This window comes from Acetobacterium sp. UBA5834, from assembly GCF_002435675.1.
In the GTDB taxonomy this organism is placed as follows: domain Bacteria; phylum Bacillota; class Clostridia; order Eubacteriales; family Eubacteriaceae; genus Acetobacterium; species Acetobacterium wieringae.
Genome location: NZ_DJGY01000032.1, coordinates 15921 through 35048, shown reverse-complemented (window position 1 = coordinate 35048; position 19128 = coordinate 15921). Strand labels below are relative to the sequence as shown.

Here is a 19128-nt window from a genome sequence, read left to right as displayed (position 1 = left end):
GAGTTTGCCATGGGTTCTTCCACCGAAAACTCAGCTTACAAAAAGACCCGTAATCCCTGGAATTTAAACAAGGTGCCCGGCGGTTCCAGCGGCGGATCAGCCGTTGCCGTGGCAGCCGACACAGCCTTTTACACATTGGGATCAGACACCGGTGGATCGATCCGTCAGCCGGCAGCTTTTTGCGGAGTAGTGGGGATGAAACCAACCTATGGTCTGGTCTCCCGTTATGGTCTGGTAGCCTTTGCCTCATCACTGGATCAAATTGGACCGTTCACCAAGGATGTCGAAGACTGCGCCCTGGTGCTGAACGCCATTGTTGGTCATGATGCCAAGGATTCCACCTCTCTCAATCTGGGAAAAATCGATTATACCCAAAACCTCAAACAAGGGGTTAAGGGGTTAAAAATTGGCGTGGCCAAAGAATTTTTCGGCGAAGGTCTGCAACCGGAAGTCCGCAAAAGTCTGGAAGAGGCCATTGCCATCTATAAAACCCTGGGGGCCGAAATTGTCGATGTGTCTTTTCAGCATCTGGACTATGCCTTGTCCGCCTACTATATGATTTCCTCGGCTGAAGCCAGCTCCAACCTGGCTCGTTATGACGGTATTCGTTATGGTTTCCGGGCCGAAGAATACAGCGATCTGGTTGATCTTTACAAAAAAACCCGAAGCCAGGGTTTTGGCGACGAGGTAAAACGACGGATCATGCTGGGGACCTATGCCCTCAGTTCTGGTTATTATGACGCCTATTATAAAAAAGCCATGCAGGTGCGAACCATCATCAAAGCTGACTTTGATCAGGTCTTTGGTGGTTGCGATGTGCTGCTGACCCCAACTGCTCCGACCACTGCTTTTGGTATTGGCGAAAAAACCAGCAATCCGCTGGAGATGTATCTGACCGATATTTATACCGTACCGGTTAATATTGCCGGGATTCCCGGGGTTTCAATTCCCTGTGGCCTGGACAATAACGGGATGCCGATTGGGATGCAGCTGTTGGGGCCGATTTTAAGCGAAGAGACGCTGTTAAAAGCCGCATGGGCCTTTGAGCAGGAATCCGGTCTGACGAATTTAAAAGCACCATTGGGAACGGAGGTCTAAATCATGGAATATGAAATTGTCATTGGAATGGAAATCCATGTGGAGTTGGGCACAAAAACAAAGATATTCTGTTCGTGTCCAACCGAGTTTGGCCAGGATGAAAATACCCATACCTGTCCGGTGTGTTTGGGGATGCCGGGAGTCTTGCCGGTACTCAATGAAAAAGTGGTCGAATATGCGACCCGGGCCGGTCTGGCGCTTAATTGCGAAATTGCTCATTTTAGCAAGATGGACCGAAAAAACTATTTCTATCCGGATTTGCCCAAAGCCTATCAAACCTCGCAATTTGATTTACCGATCTGTACTGGTGGTGCAGTCGGCATTGAGGTAGACGGGGTTAAAAAAGATATCGGCATTACCCGCATCCATATCGAAGAAGATGCCGGTAAGCTGCTGCACGAATCGGCCGATGGAACCCTGTTGGATGTCAACCGTTGTGGCGTCCCACTGATTGAGATCGTCACCGAGCCGGATTTGCGCAGTGCCGAGGAAGCCCGGGCCTTTGCCGAAAAGGTTCGGAATATTCTGGAATATACCGGCGTTTCTGACTGTAAGATGGAACAGGGCTCGATGCGTTTTGACGTGAATTTGTCAATTCGGGAAAAAGGCTCCGAAGTGTTGGGAACCCGAACCGAAATGAAAAACCTCAACTCCTTCCGGGCACTGATTCGAGCGGTTCAATATGAAAGCAAACGCCAGATCATCGAGCTCAAAAAAGGTCGGGAAATCATCCAGGAAACCCGTAAATGGGATGATGCCAAAGGGGTTTCCTCATCGCTTCGAAGCAAGGAAGAAGCGCACGATTATCGCTATTTTCCGGAACCGGATCTGGTCCCGATTGTGCTGGAACCGTCATATATCGAAAAAATTAAAAGTGAACTGCCGGAATTGCCGGAAGCTAAAAAACAGCGTTATGTAGAAGAATATAAACTGCCGGAATACGATGCCGGGGTATTGACAACCACTGGTGTTACCGCCCGCTTCTTTGAAGAAGCGGTGGCGCTATATAACGAACCCAAACAGATTTCCAACTGGATGATGGTGGAAATTCCGCCGCTTTTAAAAGAAAATGAACAAAGCATGGAAACTATCACCATTACCCCGGCGCAACTGGTGGAACTTTTGAAACTGGTTAAGGATAAGGTCATCAGCGGAACCAGCGGTAAAGAAGTTTTAAAAGAAATGTTTATTTCCGGTAAAAATGCTGGAGATATCGTCAAAGAACAGGGACTGGCACAGATGAGTGATACCGGCGAACTGGAAGCCATCATCGAAAAAATTGTTGCCGATAATCCCAAATCGGTCGAAGATATCGGGGCTGGTAACGAAAAGGCGTACGGCTTTTTAACCGGACAGGTGATGAAGGCCACCAAAGGAAAAGCCAATGCCCAGGTTGCCAACGAAATTATTCGAGCGGTCGTTGCCAAACATCTGGCTTAGGATGCGGTAACACCGAATAGTATTAAAGAACAAGAATTTTTAACTAAGGGATTATTGCATCTTTGCAGTAATCCCTTAAAAAATAAGAAACAGAAAAAGGTAAGATATGGAAAATAGTGAAGAAATAAAAGCAACAGAGGCGATCAATCAACGGATTGACGGCCGGGAAGCCCACGAATTAAGACCAATCAGAGTCACCCGACACTTTATAAAAAATGCCCAGGGATCAGTGCTGATTGAAGTCGGCGATACCAAGGTCATATGCACTGCGATGGTTGAAGACAAGGTGCCGCCGTTTTTAAAAGGCCAGAAGAAAGGCTGGGTTACTGCTGAGTATGAAATGCTTCCGGCATCAACCAATACCCGCAAAAGCCGGGATCGGAATCGGGGCAAAATCGATGGCCGAACCATGGAAATTCAGCGCTTAATCGGTCGAAGTCTACGATCTGTCATCGACCAGACGCTACTGGGGGAACGAACCATCTGGATTGACTGCGATGTGATTCAGGCCGACGGCGGAACCCGGACGGCAGCAATTACCGGCGCATTTCTGGCCCTTCATGATGCCTTGTCAGGGTTGATCGCAGCCGGAAAAATTGCCGAAATGCCGATTACCAATTATGTTGCAGCCACCAGTGTCGGAATTTATCAGGGCGAAGCCATTGTTGATCTGTGTTATGAAGAAGATTCACATGCCGAGGTCGATATGAATATGGTGATGACTGAAGCGGGTGAAATCATCGAAATACAGGGCACCGGTGAAGAACGGCCCTTTAAAAAGGAAGAACTGCAAAAACTATTAGAACTGGGCGAAGCGAGTATCAAAGAAATTATCGCTTTCCAGAAAGATACATTACAGGATTAACGGGTAAATAATCATGAGAACGATACTGTTAGCGACTGGAAATCAGGATAAGGCCAATGAGTTGAAAGCGATGCTGGGCGATGATTTTGAAGTCATGACAATGACGGATATGGGGATTGATCTGGATATTATTGAAGACGGCCTGACCTTTGAAGCGAACGCATTGATCAAGGTTCGGGCCTTGCAGCCCTATGTTCAGGGCAAAGATCTGATCATTATGGGGGACGACTCTGGTTTGTCGGTAGACTGCCTAAATGGAGCCCCGGGCATCTATTCGGCCCGTTATGCTGGCGACAATGTCAGCTATGCTGACAATAATGAAAAACTCCTGAAAGAAATAGCCGATGTGCCGGAAGAAAAACGCGGGGCAGCTTTTATCACCGTGATCGCAATGATTTTGCCGGATGGTCGGGAGTTGACCTGTGAAGGACTGGTTCGGGGAAAAATTGCCAGTGACTATTGCGGCAGCGGGGGATTTGGCTATGATCCGCTGTTCATTCATGAAGCATCCGGACGTTGCTACGGTGACATGAGCAAGGAAGAAAAAAACCGCCTCAGTCATCGTGCCCTTGCCATTCAAAAGGCCCGGGAACTGCTGAATCAGGCACGATAAAAAACGGGCAATGGGGATTTTTATTTGTACGAAAAGACTAAGGGATGGGGGATAAAATGAAAATTGGCGTAATGAGCGATAGCCACGGCAATCTGAAAGCTGTAAAACAGGCTGTTGAGGAAATGGGTCCGGTGGATGTGATTATCCATTTGGGGGATTATGTGGAAGATGCGCTGTATCTGCGAACGATCACGAACGCCCCCGTTCACATCTTAAAGGGCAACTTGGACTCGTTTGCTGATCAGGGTAGTATGTCACTGGAAACCACATTAGGTGGGTTTAGAGTGTTTGCCTGTCATGGTCATAAACACGGGGTCAAGAATGATCTGCATCATCTATACTATGCCGGGTTGGAAAAGAGTGCGCAAGTGATTCTCTATGGACATACCCACCACGCTTACATTGAAGATGATGGCCAGGTGTTGCTGATGAACCCCGGTTCGGTAGGGGCACCCCGCTTGGATGATCCCGCAAGCTATGGGCTGATTACCATAGAAAAAGGGGAAATCGAGGCAAAAATCATCCCGCTTTGGAATGATTGATTGTAGCAGGGAAAAGGAGGCAAGCGATGCTCAGTGTAAGAGATGTATCAATGACCTATCAAAAGGGAAAAAAAGAGGCTTTAAAAAACATCAATTTAGAAATTGCTGAAGGGGAATTCACCGCCCTGCTGGGACAAAATGGGGCGGGTAAAAGCACCTTGATCAATATCCTGGCCGGTAATGTGAAAAAGACCCAGGGGAGTGTCAGCATCGGTGGTTACGATCTTGATAAGAAGGAACTGGAAACAAAAAAAATTATCGGCATCGTCCCCCAGGATACGGGCTATGATTTTGTATTTACTGTTGATGAAGCCTTAAAAAAACAATCCGGTTACTTTGGGATCAAAAACAACAAGGCCTATATCGATGAAGTTCTGGAGGCCTTGTACTTAACCGAAAAACGTAGTGCCCGCATTCGGGATCTGTCCGGGGGAATGCGCAGACGGTTTCTGATTGCCAAGGCGCTGGTTCATAAGCCCAAAATCCTGATTCTCGATGAGCCAACAGCGGGTGTTGATATTGAAATGCGCCATACCTTATATGATTTTCTGGTTAAGCTGCATCAGTCCGGAACCACGATCATCCTGACCACCCACTATATTGAAGAAGCTGAAAAGCTGTGCAAGCGGATTGTGATTATTGATGGCGGGAAAATTATTGCTGATGAACCCAAAGAAGAACTGATGGATGCCTTTTCCCGGGAGTCAATCATCGAGGTTCACTTTGATCAGGCGCTTAATCTGGCTGACTTTGATTTTTTAAGTGACTATCATCCGCATATTGAAGATAAAACCAGGCTGCAGCTGAAAGCCTCAAAAAAAGACTTGTCCAAAGTCTTTAGGCAACTATCGGAGAAAAACTTGGAATTCACCAATCTGGTGGTCGAAAGACCAAAACTGGAAGATATTTATTTAAATATCATTAAACATTAGGAGGGCAAATGAAAAGTAGAGTTTTTTATAACAGAGTTGGATTTGCAACCCTCTTAAATAAAGAAATCCATCGGTTTATGAAGGTTCCGGTACAGACAGTACTGGCGCCACTGATTTCGAATATATTATATATGCTGATCTTCGGGGGAATGCTGCAAACCAGAGAAGTTGGGATTGATGGAATTAGCTATCTCAATTTTCTGGTTCCCGGTTTAGCGACGATGGGAGCAATTTTTGCGGCCTTTCAAAATCCCGCTTTTTCAATGATCTCACAGAAATTTCAAAACACCATTCAGGATCTAAACAGCTATCCCATCTCACTGGCAGAAAAAATTCTGGCTTTTGTCTTTGGTGGAATGTTTCGCGGGGTGCTGGTGGGGATCCTGACTTATGTGGCGACGATATTTTTCGTGGGCTATGAAGTTGCATATCCAATCTTTTTTGTTCTCTCACTGACGGCAACGTCCTTTGTGTTTGCTTCGGTGGGTTTAATTGCCGGTCTTGTTTTAGATAATTTTGAAAAGATGAATTTTGCTTTGGCAATTATTATCACGCCACTTACCTATTTAGGAGGGGTCTTTTTTGAGGTTTCCAAACTACCGGGATTTCTGGCCAATCTAATCTATCTCAACCCGATCTTTCCGCTGGTTAATGTTTCCCGATACGCCTATATCGGCGTCTGTGAGGGTAATATCGTGATGCATGTTCTTTTGACAATGGGATTGCTGATCAGTTCATTTTTAATTGCGGCCTATATCTTCAAAAAAGGTGTTGGAATTAAAATCGTCTAAGCCTTGTTGCGGTTCAGACTGACCTGGTTTTGAGAGCCCATAAAAAGAAAAAATAATTAAAAAAGAGTTGACAACACTGCCTATTTCAAGTATACTAACACTTGTCTCTAAGAGAGGCAATGCGGGTGTAGCTCAGTGGTAGAGCCCTGGCCTTCCAAGCCAGTCGCGAGGGTTCGATTCCCTTCACCCGCTCCATTTTTGCGAAAAGGATTGAGCGCCTGTAGCTCAGTAGGATAGAGCAACGGCCTTCTAAGCCGTGTGCCAGGGGTTCGAATCCCTTCAGGCGCACCATTTTTTAGTTTGTTTTTATATCGTGGTGGGTATAGTTCAATCGGTTAGAGCGCCAGATTGTGGTTCTGGATGTTGTGGGTTCGAGTCCCATTATCCACCCCATTTTTTATATCGTTATTATTTTTATAGGGGTATAGCCAAGTTGGTAAGGCACCAGATTTTGATTCTGGCATTTCGTAGGTTCGAGTCCTGCTACCCCTGCCATTTTTATTAAGCAGAGAAAAGAAAAACAGCATCTGACCCATTAACTCAGTCGTTTGAAGACAAATAAATATTAATTAATCTATCTGACCCATTAGCTCAGTTGGTAGAGCATCTGACTTTTAATCAGGGTGTCGGGCGTTCAAGTCGCCCATGGGTCACCATTTAAAAAACAGAACCGCAGCGATTGCGGTTTTTTTATTTTTTGAAAAATTAAAATGACGAAATGGTTGTTTTATAATGGGTTGGGGTATAAAAGTGAGATCAGAAGCAACAGCCAACATCACTAAGGAGCAGCGATGAAAGAAAGAAAAACCGCAAAAAAAATTGTAAAAATACTTGGAATCGTATTGGTAGCTTTGGTTATTGGGATATTGACGTATTTGGGGGATTACTATCATGCCGATCAAACGGCTCATGATGCCCTGATTTCAAGTGATCAGGTGAATGTTCGAGAGGAAGGTAATCTGACGATATTTATGCCAACAGCAGGTCAGGATGAAACAGGCTTTATTTTTTATCCCGGCGGTAAGGTGGAAGACATCGCCTATGCTCCGTTAGTAAGGGCACTAGCAGAACAAGGCTATCCGGCAGTGATTGTCGGCATGCCCTTTAATCTGGCGGTGTTTAATATAAATGGAGCTGATGCGGTAATGGAAACCATACCGGAAATTGAGAATTGGGTGATGGTTGGGCACTCCCTGGGTGGGGCGATGGCCTCGGACTATCTGGCTGAACATGAAGATCAGGTATCCGGGTTGGTGCTCTTAGGTGCATATCCCAATGAATCGCTGACTCAAAGCAGTCATCCGGTACTAAGTCTCTATGGCAGTGCCGATCAGATTATTGATCAGCAGGGTCTGGCTAAAGGCCGGGATAAGATGCCGCGGGAAGCCAGCTATTATGAAATTGCTGGGGGCAATCACAGTGGCTTTGGCAATTATGGATTGCAGGCTGGCGATGGTACAGCATCGATCACCCAGGCTGAACAGCAAGTGATCACGGTCGAAAAAATTATGGAAATCTGGAAAGGAAACTGATATGATAAGAGAAAATTTGAATAATAATGTCAGAGAAATCACCTTGGCTGGCGGCTGTTTCTGGGGAACGGAAATGTATTTTAAAGCCATTAGGGGAGTCATCAAAACCGAGGTCGGTTATGCCAATGGCAAAACCCAAAATCCCACCTACGAGGATGTCTGTCATCACAACACCGGGCATGCTGAGGTAGTTAAGGTCACCTATGACAATCAGGTGATCAGCCTACCATTTTTGTTGAGTATGTATTTTGAAGTCATCGATCCGGTTGCCGTGAATCGTCAGGGGAACGATGTGGGAATTCAGTATCGTACGGGTATTTATTATTCGGATCCTGCCGATGAAGCGGTGATCTTAGCGTCGGTTCAGGCATTAAGGATGGAATATGGGGTGCCGCTGGCCATCGAAGTGCTGCCGCTGGAGAACTATAGCGCAGCAGAAGGCTATCACCAGGAGTATCTAATAAAGAATCCCGGCGGGTATTGTCATATTGGCAATCGTGAGTTTAAAAAGGCTGCAGTCGCTCGGGATCCATCCATAAAATAAAAAATGAAAAGAGACTAGTATGAGTATTATTGGGAATATTATCTGGATTATTTTTGGGGGCCTGATTATGGCAATTGGTTGGTTTTTAGCCGGAATTCTTTGCTGCATCACGATTATTGGGATTCCTCTGGGGTTGCAAGCCTTTAAAATGGCGCAGTTGGTATTCTGGCCATTTGGAAAAACGGTCGATTATTCACAGATGGGAACGGGTTCGGTGATCCTGAATATTTTATGGATATTGATTTTTGGTTGGGGGCTGGCAGCGGCATCGGCGATTCTGGGGATTATCTATTGCATTACCTTAATTGGAATCCCGTTTGGTCTGCAATGGTTTAAGTTTGCCAAACTGGCATTGTTTCCCTTTGGCGCACAAATTACCGATATTTAAGGTAGGGATTGCGCTATTTGGCTTGACAAGAAAATCAAATCGAGACTATAATAAACGGTGGGTGTGTTTTAACCCACTGTTTTTAATAGGACTTATGTCATTGTGAAGATCGGCAACGGCAATGTGTATTAGACAAAATGATTGATGGGATTACTGTCAGATAGTGGCGGACAGTTTGAAACGTTGTCAAATAGCTAAACAAAGCGGGAATGCCTGATTGGTGTTAAGTTCATTAAAACAATAAATTTATTGAGTGTAGGAGGGTAAGGAACATCGAAACAGAAAAGACGTCTCTGAAACCCATCATTGAAATAAAGGATCTGGGGAAAACCTTTCGTCCCAAAAGTGGCGAAGTAAAGGCTTTGGATGGTATCAATCTAAGCATTAACCAGGGCGATATTTATGGGATTATTGGTATGAGTGGGGCTGGCAAAAGCACCCTGGTTCGTTGTATCAATCTTCTTGAAAAGCCCACCAGTGGTAGCGTTTTCATTGATGGACAGGATATTTCGAAAATAACTGAAAAAGAACTAAGAACGGTGCGTTATTCAGTGGGCATGATTTTTCAGCAATTTAATTTGCTGATGCAACGCACTGCCGAGAAAAACATTCTTTTTCCCCTGGAAATTGCCGGAGTGGATAAAGAAACGGCAAAAAAAAGAGCGGCTGAATTGTTAGAACTGGTGGGCCTGCCCGATAAAGCCAAGGCCTATCCGGCGCAGTTGTCCGGAGGTCAAAAGCAACGGATTGCCATCGCCCGGGCGTTGGCCAATAATCCCAAAATTTTGCTGTGTGATGAGGCCACCTCGGCTCTGGATCCCTCGACCACCAATTCAATTCTTAAGCTGTTAAAAGAAATTAATCATAAATTGGGGATCACGATTGTGATCATCACCCATGAAATGAGTGTGGTGGAGCAGATCTGTAGCCATGTGGCGATCATCGATAAAAGTCAGATTGCCGAAGATGGCGAAGTTGAAGACATTTTCCGGAATCCGAAAACCGATATTGCAAAAAAAATGATTTTTTCCGAGGGCGATCAGGGTTCGGTAGTAATGGGTAAGAACACCTATCGGGTCGTATTTGACGAAAAATCATCCAGTGACTCGGTGATGGCAAAAATGGTTCTGGAAACAAAATGCCTGGTGAATATTCTCCATGCTGATATGAAAAATATCGATGGCTTCGCTTTTGGACAAATGGTTATTCAATTGCCTGAGGATGAGCTGAGTGCGGCCCGGGCCATTAATTATCTGCGTTCACATCAAATTACTGTTGAGGAGGTGAGCGCTCATGTGGGATAGTTCAATGACTGGCCTCATTGCTCAGGGAACGTTGGAAACCCTCTATATGACCTTGGCCTCAACACTCTTGGCCTATCTAATCGGATTACCCATGGGTGTTTTGCTGGTCACCAGCGATTCCGAGGGGATTGTGCCGATGAAGGTAGTCAACCAGGTGCTTAATATTGTTGTTAATATTACTCGATCGATTCCGTTTTTGATTTTACTGATAGCGGTGATTCCCCTGACTCGGATGATCACCGGAACCACTATCGGATCTACGGCTACGATTGTCCCGCTGGTGATTGCCGCAGCTCCGTTTATTGCCCGGCTAGTGGAGTCGTCCATTAAAGAGGTGGATTATGGCATTATTGAGGCCTCTTTGTCAATGGGGGCCAGCCCGATACAAGTGGTGACCAAGGTGATGATCCCCGAAGCAAAACCTTCCTTGATTATTGGGGCGGCGATTGCTACGACCACTATTTTAGGCTATTCAGCGATGGCTGGGATTGTTGGTGGCGGCGGTCTGGGGGACATCGCCATTCGTTTTGGTTACTATCGCTATGAAACCGGGATGATGGTGATTACCGTGGTGCTGCTGGTTTTAATTGTTCAGCTGTTCCAGGAAGTGGGGATGAAAATTGCCCAGAAACAGGATCGCCGAAAATAACGCGTTCGATGATCAGCAGCTGATTATGGTTGACAGCGGAGGAACTTCGTGCTATATTACATATTAATCAACTAGGGATTATATGAAAAGAAATGAAAAGGAGAAGATCATGAAGAAATTAGGTTCAGTATTATTAATTAGTGTTCTTGGTTTGGCCCTATTTACCGGCTGTTCAGCAAAGGGAACAGATGAAAAAACCATCGTTGTTGGGGCCAGTCCAGCACCCCATGCAGAAATTCTGGCGATTGCCAGCGACGTGTTAAAAGAAGATGGGTATACTCTTGAAATCAAAGAATTTACCGATTATGTCCAACCCAATTTAACACTACAGAATAAAGAGTTGGATGCCAACTTTTTCCAACACCTCCCCTACCTGGAAGACTTTAATGTAAAAAACAACACCAAACTGGTGAGTGCAGGCGTGGTTCACTATGAGCCATTGGGTTTATACCCGGGTAAAATTAAGACTCTGGATGCAATTGCCAGCGGTGCGACCATTGCCATTCCCAATGATACCACTAACGAAGCCCGGGCGCTGCTGTTGCTGGAAACCATTGGTTTGATCAAGGTTGATCCCAATGCTGGCCTGGAAGCAACACCAAAAGATGTTATCGAAAACCCGAAAAACATTGTCTTTAAAGAACTGGAAGCAGCACAGCTGGCCCGATCACTGCCAGATGTTGATTTAGCCGTCATTAATGGCAATTACGCCATTGAAGCTGGATTAAACGCCGGTACCGATGCCATTGCCAAAGAAGAAAAAGATTCCCTGGCAGCTCAGACCTATGCAAATATTGTTGCCGTTCGAGCCGGCGATGAAAAAAGTGAAAAAACGTTGGCACTGATGAAAGCACTGCAAAGCGAAAAAGTCATCAGCTTTATCGAAAGCAATTATCAGGGTGCCGTGGTACCAATGTCTTAAGTCAAAATATCCGGGAAGCGTCTCAATTTGAGGCGTTTCTTTTTTTGTTTAAAAACCAGGATGGGATTGATTTTTAAAATAATCTTGCACTCGTTAAATGAATTGTGATATTATTTTAACGCTGTCGTAAAATCGCAGCACTCTGGAGAGTCTCAAAGATGAGCGCCGAAGGTGTACCCCTGGAAAGATCAGTCTGGCAACGACTGAACATTTCAGGCTATCTCTCAGGCAAAAGGACAGAGCAACCCATTGGTGTTGTTCTCCCTCTTCACAATTAAGAGAAGGAGGAACAAAATGTTTCAACAATTTAATGAATTTTTAGTATGGTTTGACGACCTCGTATGGGGTGTGCCATTGATTGTGCTGATTCTGGCGGTGGGGATTTTTTTGACCATCCGCCTGCACGGACTTCAGATCCGCTATTTACCCAAAGCGCTGAAGTACATGGTGAAGAATGAAGAAGGGGGCGAAGGCGAGGTAACCAGTTTTGGAGCCCTGTGTACAGCCCTCTCAGCAACCGTTGGAACCGGAAATATTGTAGGTGTTGCCACTGCGATTGTCGCCGGAGGACCGGGAGCCTTGTTTTGGATGTGGATTGCCGCCTTGTTTGGGATGGCGACCAAATTCGCCGAAGGAGTTCTGGCCATTAAATATCGGGTTATTGAACCGGATGGACATGTCCTGGGCGGACCTTTTTATTATATCGAAAATGGGATGGGCATAAAATGGCGCTGGTTGGCAAAAGTCTTTGCCTTTTTTGGTGCCGGGGTTGGTCTTTTGGGAATTGGAACCTTCACTCAGGTGAATGGGATTGCCAGTGCGGCCAATAATTTTTTTGATCCCAATAATCAATGGACAGTCAACCTTCTAGGCATGGAATATTCCTGGAGTGTGGTGATTACCGGAACCATTGTTACGATTTTTGTGGGACTGGTGGTAATTGGGGGGCTTAAGCGGATTGCCAATGTTTCTCAGATTATTGTCCCCTTTATGATTGTTATTTATGTATTGTGTTGTGCGATTATTTTAATTACTAATGCCGGATTGATACCGGCGGCCATTACTGAAATTGTCGCCAGTGCCTTTGGTTTCCGGGCAGTGGCCGGTGGGGCCTTAGGCGCCGTGCTGGTTGCTATGCAAAAAGGGATTGCTCGGGGGATCTTCTCGAATGAGGCGGGTCTTGGTAGCGCTCCGATTGCCGCTGCTGCAGCAAAAACCAATGAACCGGTGCGGCAGGGGCTGGTTTCGATGACCGGAACCTTTTTAGATACCATCGTGGTTTGTACCATGACGGGATTGGCGATTGTCTTAACTGGATCATGGAACATCGGGCTGGAAGGGGTGGCGGTGACAACCAATGCGTTTCAGGTAGGATTGCCTTTTGCTCCGGAAGTTAGCTCGTTTTTGCTGATGATCTGTCTGGTATTCTTTGCTTTTACCACCATTTTGGGCTGGAATTATTACGGCGAACGTTGTCTGGAATATCTGTCAAATGGAAAAATGAAGGCTGTGTTAACCTATCGCTATTTGTATATTCTGGCGGTCTTTATCGGACCGTTTATGACCGTTTCAGCGGTTTGGACGATTGCAGACATTTTTAATGGGTTGATGGCATTGCCCAATCTGATTGCCTTGATGGCATTAAGTGGGGTGGTTGTTGCCGAAACCCGGGTCTATGTTAAAAAGCTTAAGAACAAAGAAGTGGAATAGTATAACCTAAAAAATGCCCAATGAAAGCGCGCTTTCATTGGGCATTTTAAAATGGGCTTATTAGCGGGTTCTGCCGCCATGATGCATGCCAGTGCCGTCTTGAGGTTGGGTGCCGTCACAGGTGCCATCACCATTGCCGTATTGGTGGGCCGTGCCGTCCTGGGTGCAATTTTCGTTGTCGCAGATGCCGTCGCCATTGGTATCATGGCTGGCTTGACGTTCAATCCGTTGCTGTTCGGTCAAACCATTGCAGGCACCAGTACCAGCGCCGTGGTTTGGAGCTGCCAGAGCGCTACCAGCGGTAGCCAGCATTAAGGCCAGGGATCCGACTAAAATAAGTTTTGTTTTCATTGAAATTCCTCCGTTTTTTTAGTGTGTTCTGTTGTTGTTTGTATTATATGACGGATATATGTCAATACTGTGTCAAAAATAAAATTCATGTGATAAAATAAAAATAATTAAATGGTTCATACTGACACAGTATTGTCATAGTAATTGGGTAAACTTTTATAAATAAATAGAAAAGGGAGGGCATGTGAATGAAGGGGATTCGCATTCTGGTGGCAGAAGATGAAGATAAGCTACGGGAAATCGTTTTGAAATATTTAAATAAAGAAGGCTATCAAGGCTTCGGTGCAGCCGATGGAGAAGAAGCTCTGGATTTATGGGCTGAAAAAAAACCGGATTGCATCATTCTGGATGTGACCATGCCCAAGCTTGACGGTTTTGAGGTGCTGGCAGAAATCAGAGAAACCGATAATGTCCCGGTAATCATGCTGACGGCCCGTAGAGAAGAGGATGATAAAATCCAGGGCTTTGAAGTCGGTGCCGATGACTATGTGACGAAACCGTTTAGTCCCCGGGAGTTGATGGTGCGCATCAAAGCCTTATTAAAACGCAGTGGAGTCGTCACTACCGACAACCAGCTCGATGTCTGCGGAGTGCATTTAAATGCAGAAGAACGGCAACTGATCATTGATGATGAAATCATTAACCTGACTCAGAAAGAATTTGAGGTGCTGACCTTTTTTATCAATCATAATCAGTTGGTCTTATCCCGTGAACAGATTCTGGATCGGGTCTGGGGCTATGATTACGAAGGTGATATCCGGGTAGTTGATACCACCATTAAGCGGTTGCGTAAAAAAATGAATAAAAAAGGAGAATGTATACAAACCGTCAGAGGGTTGGGATACAAGTTTAAGGAATGAGATCTTCGATATTTTCACGATTGATGCTCTATCTGGGGGCTTTTTTTCTGGTCTTGTGTTTGCTGACCTATTATGTGCTTGGTTCCTATTTTGAAGTCTATTATACCGAGAAAAGAACGGCGGTTTTAATTGACAAAACGAGTCAGGCTGCTGCAATGTACAACCAAGGGGGGTTAACCCCGGAACTGCAAGCGTATATTGATGTCGCCGAAGAAGAAGGAATTGTCATTCAGATTATTAAACAACAAACCGTGACAGAAGAAACGTCTTCGGGAAATGTTTCGCCGGAAAATGGGAGCATCGAAATAGTGGCGATGCGTCAAGCATTGGATGGCATGGATCAAAGCGAAGGCTCAGGGCTGACTGTTGTTGAAACGAAACGTCTGGCCGCTGGTGGCGAACACAAGGGTGAGGGCAATGAAGCAGGCGAAGGTGCTGGTGGCGGATCCGGGAATGGCTCAGGATCTGGGAGTGGTGCTGGCAGCGGAGCAGAACATGGGGCTGGAGCTGGGCAACAGAACAGTATCGAAAATCAGGTCAAGGCACATCAGCATGAGGAAAGCTTTGTAATTGTATTGGGAAGTGATGAGCATCAGGTTGAGTGGCTGACCCATAAGGTCGTCGCTGCCGATGGTGCTCAGATCATCGGACGAATTCCCCTTTATTCGGTTCATGAGGTCATTGAGATTGTGGAAAATTTTCTGCTGGTATTTTTAATGATCGTTTTTGCCTGCTCGTTGCTCTTTGCCTATTTTTTCTCTCGGGGTATTTCGCGACCGATTGTTTCGTTAAATCAGCTTTCCCGGGAAATGGGCAATCTTAATTTTACAAAGAAATATCAGGGCACCAGGAAGGATGAGATTGGCCAGTTGGGTAAAACCTTGAATCATATCTCGGATGAACTGGAAGAGGCAATTCTAAAGCTCCAGGAAGAACTCAATAAGGAGCGAACCTTTGAAAAAATGCGACAGCGTTTTACTGCCCAAGTGTCCCATGAGATCCAAACCCCTCTGGCAGTGATCAAAAGCTATGCCGAAGCTCTGGAAGACGGGATTCTGGAGAATCGTGAGGAAGAACAGGAATATTTTGTGACGATTCAGAAGGAAGCCGATAAAATCAGTGGTATCGCCAGCGATCTGCTGGATCTGGCCCAAATTGAGTCCGGTGCCTATCAGCTCAAGAAGGAAGCGGTGTTCGGAGGTGAGGTCATCGCTTCGGTCGTTCAGCGATTTGTAAACACCTATCCGGAAAAAAATATCGTCTTTAATAATCGCTGTGAACCCCAACAAAAACTTAGCATCGATCGTAAACGGATGGAGCAGGTTTTTTACAATCTTTTGAACAATGCCATTAAACATGTCAGTCCGGCCGATGGGTTGATTCAAGTAAGTTGCGAAACCCAGGGAAATGAGTGGATTGTTTCTGTTTATAATGTGGGTAAGTCGATTCCACAAAATGAGATCAATCAGATCTGGGAGTACTTTTATAAGGCGCAGTCGGATAAAAAAGGCACTGGTTTGGGTCTGGCTATCGTCAAAGGCATCATAATCTGTCATGGTGGCAAGGTGGCTGTGGATAACCGGGATAAGGGGGTGTGGTTTGAAGTGCGGCTGCCACTATAAAAACTTCAAAAATAGAATTTTCAAAAGCGGGAGATGTGATATAATGAGAAAAAACAGTCGAATTGACAGGAGATAAGAATGAGTTTGTTAAATGAAACATTGGAAAAAATCCAACCACTCAATGAAGAAATGATGAAAACAGCCAAGGATCGGGTCGATTTTTTGCTTAAACCAGTGGGCAGTTTGGGAACCCTGGAAGAGATCGCCGTTCAGTTGGCCGGTATCACCGGGGAAATGTATCCGGATGTCAGCAAAAAAGCGATGCTGGTTTTTGCTGCTGATCATGGTGTCTTTGAAGAAGGCGTTGCTGCGGCACCTCAGGAAGTCACCGGTTTGATGGCGCAAATGGTTATGGCCGGAAAAAGTGGCGTGGCTGCTTTAAGTAAACAGGCAGGTGCCGATATTTTTGTTTGTGATGTGGGCATGAATGCTGATTTGGAGCCGAAATCAAAAATTCTCGATAAAAAAATCAGAAAAGCCACCTCAAATATGCGAAAAGGTCCGGCGATGACCCGGGAAGAAGCGATTCAATCCCTGGAAGTCGGCATTGATGTGGCCCAACGGGCGATTAACAACGGCTATAATATTTTAGGTACTGGAGAAGTGGGGATCTCCAACACCACCGCCAGTGCGGCTATTATTTCAGCACTTAGCGGTGTTGATGCCGGTGAGTTGACCGGTGCTGGAGCCAACCTGTCAGAAGAAAAGCAGGTGGTGAAAGCCCAGGTAATTCGGGATGCTATTGCCCTGAACCAACCGGATAAAGATGACGCCATTGATGTGCTGGCAAAGGTGGGCGGATTCGAAATCGGTGCCATGGCGGGAGCGATGCTGGCCGGAGCGGCCAATCACATTCCTGTATTAATCGATGGTTTTATCTCAACCGCCGCTGCGGCCATTGCCATTGGGATTAATCCGGATGTCAAAGGTTATTTGATTTGTTCGCATGCGTCAGCTGAAAAAGGCGCCGCCTATGCTTCCGAATTTATTGGCGCTAAACCATTCCTGAATATGGGGATGCGTTTGGGTGAAGGCAGCGGTGCGGCCATTGCCTTTAATATTGTCGAAGCAGCCCTGTATATGAATCGTGAAATGGCTACTTACGGTGATGTCGGCCTGGGTGTTGTTTAAAAATTGAAGCAATAATATTAAAGCCCTTCAAAAGTGAAATCTTTTGAAGGGCTTTTTTCAGGCTTGACTGGGATAACATCAGGGATCAAGATAAGATAAGTTTTAGAATTTTGTATGTTTTAACAATTGAATTTGACCAATCATTAAAACTAAACCATAACCAATGGTCAGTGTAACCGGTAATGCCATGGCCGGGAGAGCAAAATATTCCAGCTTTGTAAATGAGGCGAGGATCTCAAAAACAGGTGGAAAAACCCAGGTGATTAAGCGGGTTTGTGGGAAATAGCCAGCCAGGGCACCTTTTGATATGCCCATGACGGTGACAAAGAATAGCAGCAGCACAGCCATTTTCCGGTTTTTGATAATCCGGGGATGAAAAAAAGCACCGGTCATAGCGCCTAAAAAGGCCAATGAACAATGCAGACCAAACCCGATTGCGATATCATCAAACTGTAAACTACGGGTGAATAAGTGACCGTTGTTGACGCTATTTAAGATCATCGGATAGAGGATGCCAATGACACTCATGACAAGGCCGATGATCAGGAGCACCAACAGTCGGCTCAGATAATAACGGGTGTCGTTATTAACCCTGAGTAAAACCAGCTGTTCGGTAACTTGGTTTTCAAGTTCAGCATAACTAAAACCGACAGTGGCCATTATAAAGAAAAGTACGCCAGCCGACTCAGAAAAGCTCGAAACAATCGCAAAAGGCATGATGCCGTAGGCGGCAAACAAATAAATCAGATAGACTAAAAAGGGCAGCAAAAATTTATAAGATTTGAGATAGCATTTGAAATGATAGATTAACAGATTTTTCATTGCTTCATCCCTTCCATCGTGCGCAGTCTGAATTCATCTTTTAACAGCTTCTTGAGAACCGCATGACTGTGATCACTTTGAACAATCAGTTTTAGGCGGTTATGATCCCATTCAGCTCGCTCGATTAAATCCTGAAGACTTGAATCAATTTTCGTCCCAGGCGGGGCTTCGAAAATCAAGATATCATATTTAATTTCCTTTAGGTCGGATAAATCGAGGGGCAGTAACTGGTGATCAGAAATTTCATAAGCATGGTCTGCCAGTTGACTCACGAGAAATCGTTCGTGACAGGACATAATTGTGGCAAGGCCCTGTTGCTGCAGTTCCTGAACCATCTGGATAAATAACTTTTGAGATTGGGTGTCCTGGCCGGATAACGGCTCATCCAGCAGCAAAACATCAGGAGGATCCAGTAAGGCTTGGATAACTGCCACCTTTTGGATCGTACCTTTGGAAAGATGTTTGATCGGAACATCAATCATGTCAGCCATCTCAAAGGCTCGAAACAATTCAAACATTCGGGTGCTGATTTTCTTTTGAGACAGTCCGCCAATCAAACCCATGTATTTAACAAATTCACTGGCTGTCAGATCGATTTTAGGGAAATTCTCGGGGATGTAAGCAAGCTTAACTTGGGGCGCATAGTCAATAGTACCGGCAGAAATTTTAGACAAACCAGCAATTATTTTGAGCAGGGTACTTTTGCCACTGCCGTTATGACCCAGCAAAGCAATGGTGGATTCTTTTGTGATGGTCAAATCGATATTTTTCAGGATTGGTTTTTTCCCGAAATATTTAGAAATGCTATTGAGTGAAATAAGAATATGATCCATGGTAACCTCCTTATCGGTCATTGTTCAGATTAAAACGACGAAAATATAACTAAACAAGTTAATCCTATCACATGTATTTTTATACGGCAATGGTCATACGTTTTGGGATCGCTAAATAGACTGCAAATATAGGCCTGAACAGACGGATCTAAAAAATTCTTGACATTATTTTAAGGTTA

Annotated in this window: 20 protein-coding genes, 5 tRNA genes and 1 riboswitch; of the genes, 22 read left to right on the top strand and 3 right to left on the bottom strand. The window is 45.2% G+C overall.

Annotation, left to right across the window (positions count from 1 at the left end; translation table 11 throughout):
• From gatA to B3F51_RS06960, 19 genes are all read left to right on the top strand, one after another.
• Nucleotides 1–1098, top strand: a 1098-nt coding sequence (gatA, locus tag B3F51_RS07050) for an Asp-tRNA(Asn)/Glu-tRNA(Gln) amidotransferase subunit GatA (protein WP_286946279.1), incomplete at its 5' end; no start/stop codon positions are given.
• A gap of 3 nt (nucleotides 1099–1101) precedes the next feature.
• Nucleotides 1102–2538 carry an Asp-tRNA(Asn)/Glu-tRNA(Gln) amidotransferase subunit GatB gene (gene gatB, locus B3F51_RS07045; protein WP_286946277.1) on the top strand — a complete coding sequence of 479 codons (1437 nt, stop codon included), beginning with the start codon at nucleotides 1102–1104 and terminating at the stop codon, nucleotides 2536–2538.
• A gap of 106 nt (nucleotides 2539–2644) precedes the next feature.
• The gene (gene rph, locus B3F51_RS07040) at nucleotides 2645–3403 is read left to right on the top strand and encodes a ribonuclease PH (protein WP_286946275.1); all 759 of its coding nucleotides are present in this window, start codon (nucleotides 2645–2647) and stop codon (nucleotides 3401–3403) included.
• 13 nt (nucleotides 3404–3416) lie between these two features.
• Nucleotides 3417–4016: an RdgB/HAM1 family non-canonical purine NTP pyrophosphatase gene (rdgB, locus tag B3F51_RS07035; protein WP_286946273.1), complete on the top strand. Its 600-nt coding sequence runs from the start codon at nucleotides 3417–3419 to the stop codon at nucleotides 4014–4016.
• A 56-nt stretch (nucleotides 4017–4072) separates the two neighbouring features.
• Nucleotides 4073–4558 (top strand): metallophosphoesterase family protein, encoded by a 486-nt coding sequence (locus B3F51_RS07030; RefSeq protein ID WP_070371551.1) that lies wholly within the window; start codon nucleotides 4073–4075, stop codon nucleotides 4556–4558.
• 26 nt (nucleotides 4559–4584) lie between these two features.
• Nucleotides 4585–5490, top strand: coding sequence for an ABC transporter ATP-binding protein (locus tag B3F51_RS07025; protein WP_070371550.1), 906 nt, complete (start codon nucleotides 4585–4587; stop codon nucleotides 5488–5490).
• Between the two features lie 8 nt (nucleotides 5491–5498).
• Nucleotides 5499–6281, top strand: a complete 783-nt coding sequence (locus B3F51_RS07020; RefSeq protein WP_228880816.1) for an ABC transporter permease — start codon at nucleotides 5499–5501, stop codon at nucleotides 6279–6281.
• A gap of 121 nt (nucleotides 6282–6402) precedes the next feature.
• A tRNA-Gly gene (locus B3F51_RS07015) sits at nucleotides 6403–6476 on the top strand.
• A gap of 19 nt (nucleotides 6477–6495) precedes the next feature.
• Nucleotides 6496–6572, top strand: a tRNA-Arg gene (locus B3F51_RS07010).
• A 25-nt stretch (nucleotides 6573–6597) separates the two neighbouring features.
• Nucleotides 6598–6674 (top strand) — tRNA-His (locus tag B3F51_RS07005).
• Between the two features lie 25 nt (nucleotides 6675–6699).
• Nucleotides 6700–6776: transfer RNA gene (locus tag B3F51_RS07000), tRNA-Gln, on the top strand.
• An 85-nt stretch (nucleotides 6777–6861) separates the two neighbouring features.
• Nucleotides 6862–6937, top strand: a tRNA-Lys gene (locus B3F51_RS06995).
• Nucleotides 6938–7072: 135 nt separating this feature from the next.
• A complete protein-coding gene (locus B3F51_RS06990; RefSeq protein WP_286946271.1) occupies nucleotides 7073–7813 on the top strand; it encodes an alpha/beta fold hydrolase in 741 nt (246 codons plus the stop codon).
• A gap of 1 nt (nucleotide 7814) precedes the next feature.
• Nucleotides 7815–8357, top strand: a complete 543-nt coding sequence (gene msrA / locus B3F51_RS06985) for a peptide-methionine (S)-S-oxide reductase MsrA (protein ID WP_175440947.1) — start codon at nucleotides 7815–7817, stop codon at nucleotides 8355–8357.
• A gap of 19 nt (nucleotides 8358–8376) precedes the next feature.
• Nucleotides 8377–8745, top strand: a complete 369-nt coding sequence (locus B3F51_RS06980; protein WP_070371547.1) for a YccF domain-containing protein — start codon at nucleotides 8377–8379, stop codon at nucleotides 8743–8745.
• Between the two features lie 362 nt (nucleotides 8746–9107).
• On the top strand, nucleotides 9108–10049 hold the full coding sequence (locus B3F51_RS06975) for a methionine ABC transporter ATP-binding protein (RefSeq protein WP_410171686.1): 942 nt from the start codon (nucleotides 9108–9110) through the stop codon (nucleotides 10047–10049).
• The gene (locus B3F51_RS06970; RefSeq protein WP_070371545.1) at nucleotides 10039–10698 is read left to right on the top strand and encodes a methionine ABC transporter permease; all 660 of its coding nucleotides are present in this window, start codon (nucleotides 10039–10041) and stop codon (nucleotides 10696–10698) included. The genes B3F51_RS06975 and B3F51_RS06970 overlap by 11 nt, the downstream gene beginning before the upstream one ends.
• 109 nt (nucleotides 10699–10807) lie before the next feature.
• On the top strand, nucleotides 10808–11620 hold the full coding sequence (locus B3F51_RS06965; RefSeq protein WP_148636957.1) for a MetQ/NlpA family ABC transporter substrate-binding protein: 813 nt from the start codon (nucleotides 10808–10810) through the stop codon (nucleotides 11618–11620).
• Nucleotides 11621–11752: 132 nt separating this feature from the next.
• A riboswitch (glycine riboswitch) is annotated at nucleotides 11753–11870 on the top strand.
• A 44-nt stretch (nucleotides 11871–11914) separates the two neighbouring features.
• Entirely contained in the window at nucleotides 11915–13330 is a 1416-nt protein-coding gene (locus B3F51_RS06960; protein WP_228880805.1) for an alanine/glycine:cation symporter family protein, read from the top strand.
• Between the two features lie 60 nt (nucleotides 13331–13390).
• Here the strand turns inward: B3F51_RS06960 and B3F51_RS06955 are convergent, their stop codons facing one another.
• Nucleotides 13391–13681: a hypothetical protein gene (locus B3F51_RS06955; protein WP_148636959.1), complete on the bottom strand. Its 291-nt coding sequence runs from the start codon at nucleotides 13679–13681 to the stop codon at nucleotides 13391–13393.
• Nucleotides 13682–13869: 188 nt separating this feature from the next.
• Here B3F51_RS06955 and B3F51_RS06950 point away from each other — a divergent pair, with 188 nt between their 5' ends.
• The 3 genes from B3F51_RS06950 (at nucleotide 13870) to cobT (ending at nucleotide 17294) form a co-directional block, all read left to right on the top strand.
• Nucleotides 13870–14541 (top strand): response regulator transcription factor, encoded by a 672-nt coding sequence (locus B3F51_RS06950; protein WP_286946266.1) that lies wholly within the window; start codon nucleotides 13870–13872, stop codon nucleotides 14539–14541.
• Nucleotides 14538–16163 (top strand): sensor histidine kinase, encoded by a 1626-nt coding sequence (locus B3F51_RS06945; protein WP_286946264.1) that lies wholly within the window; start codon nucleotides 14538–14540, stop codon nucleotides 16161–16163. The genes B3F51_RS06950 and B3F51_RS06945 overlap by 4 nt, the downstream gene beginning before the upstream one ends.
• Before the next feature lie 78 nt (nucleotides 16164–16241).
• Nucleotides 16242–17294, top strand: coding sequence for a nicotinate-nucleotide--dimethylbenzimidazole phosphoribosyltransferase (gene cobT / locus B3F51_RS06940; RefSeq protein WP_148636961.1), 1053 nt, complete (start codon nucleotides 16242–16244; stop codon nucleotides 17292–17294).
• A gap of 102 nt (nucleotides 17295–17396) precedes the next feature.
• Here cobT and B3F51_RS06935 read toward each other — a convergent pair whose 3' ends face one another.
• Both B3F51_RS06935 and B3F51_RS06930 read right to left on the bottom strand, forming a co-directional pair.
• The gene (locus tag B3F51_RS06935) at nucleotides 17397–18116 is read right to left on the bottom strand and encodes a hypothetical protein (RefSeq protein WP_228880797.1); all 720 of its coding nucleotides are present in this window, start codon (nucleotides 18114–18116) and stop codon (nucleotides 17397–17399) included.
• Nucleotides 18113–18949 (bottom strand): ATP-binding cassette domain-containing protein, encoded by an 837-nt coding sequence (locus tag B3F51_RS06930; protein ID WP_286946260.1) that lies wholly within the window; start codon nucleotides 18947–18949, stop codon nucleotides 18113–18115. Before B3F51_RS06930 ends, B3F51_RS06935 begins: the two co-directional genes overlap by 4 nt.
• Between the last annotated feature and the right edge of the window lie 179 nt (nucleotides 18950–19128).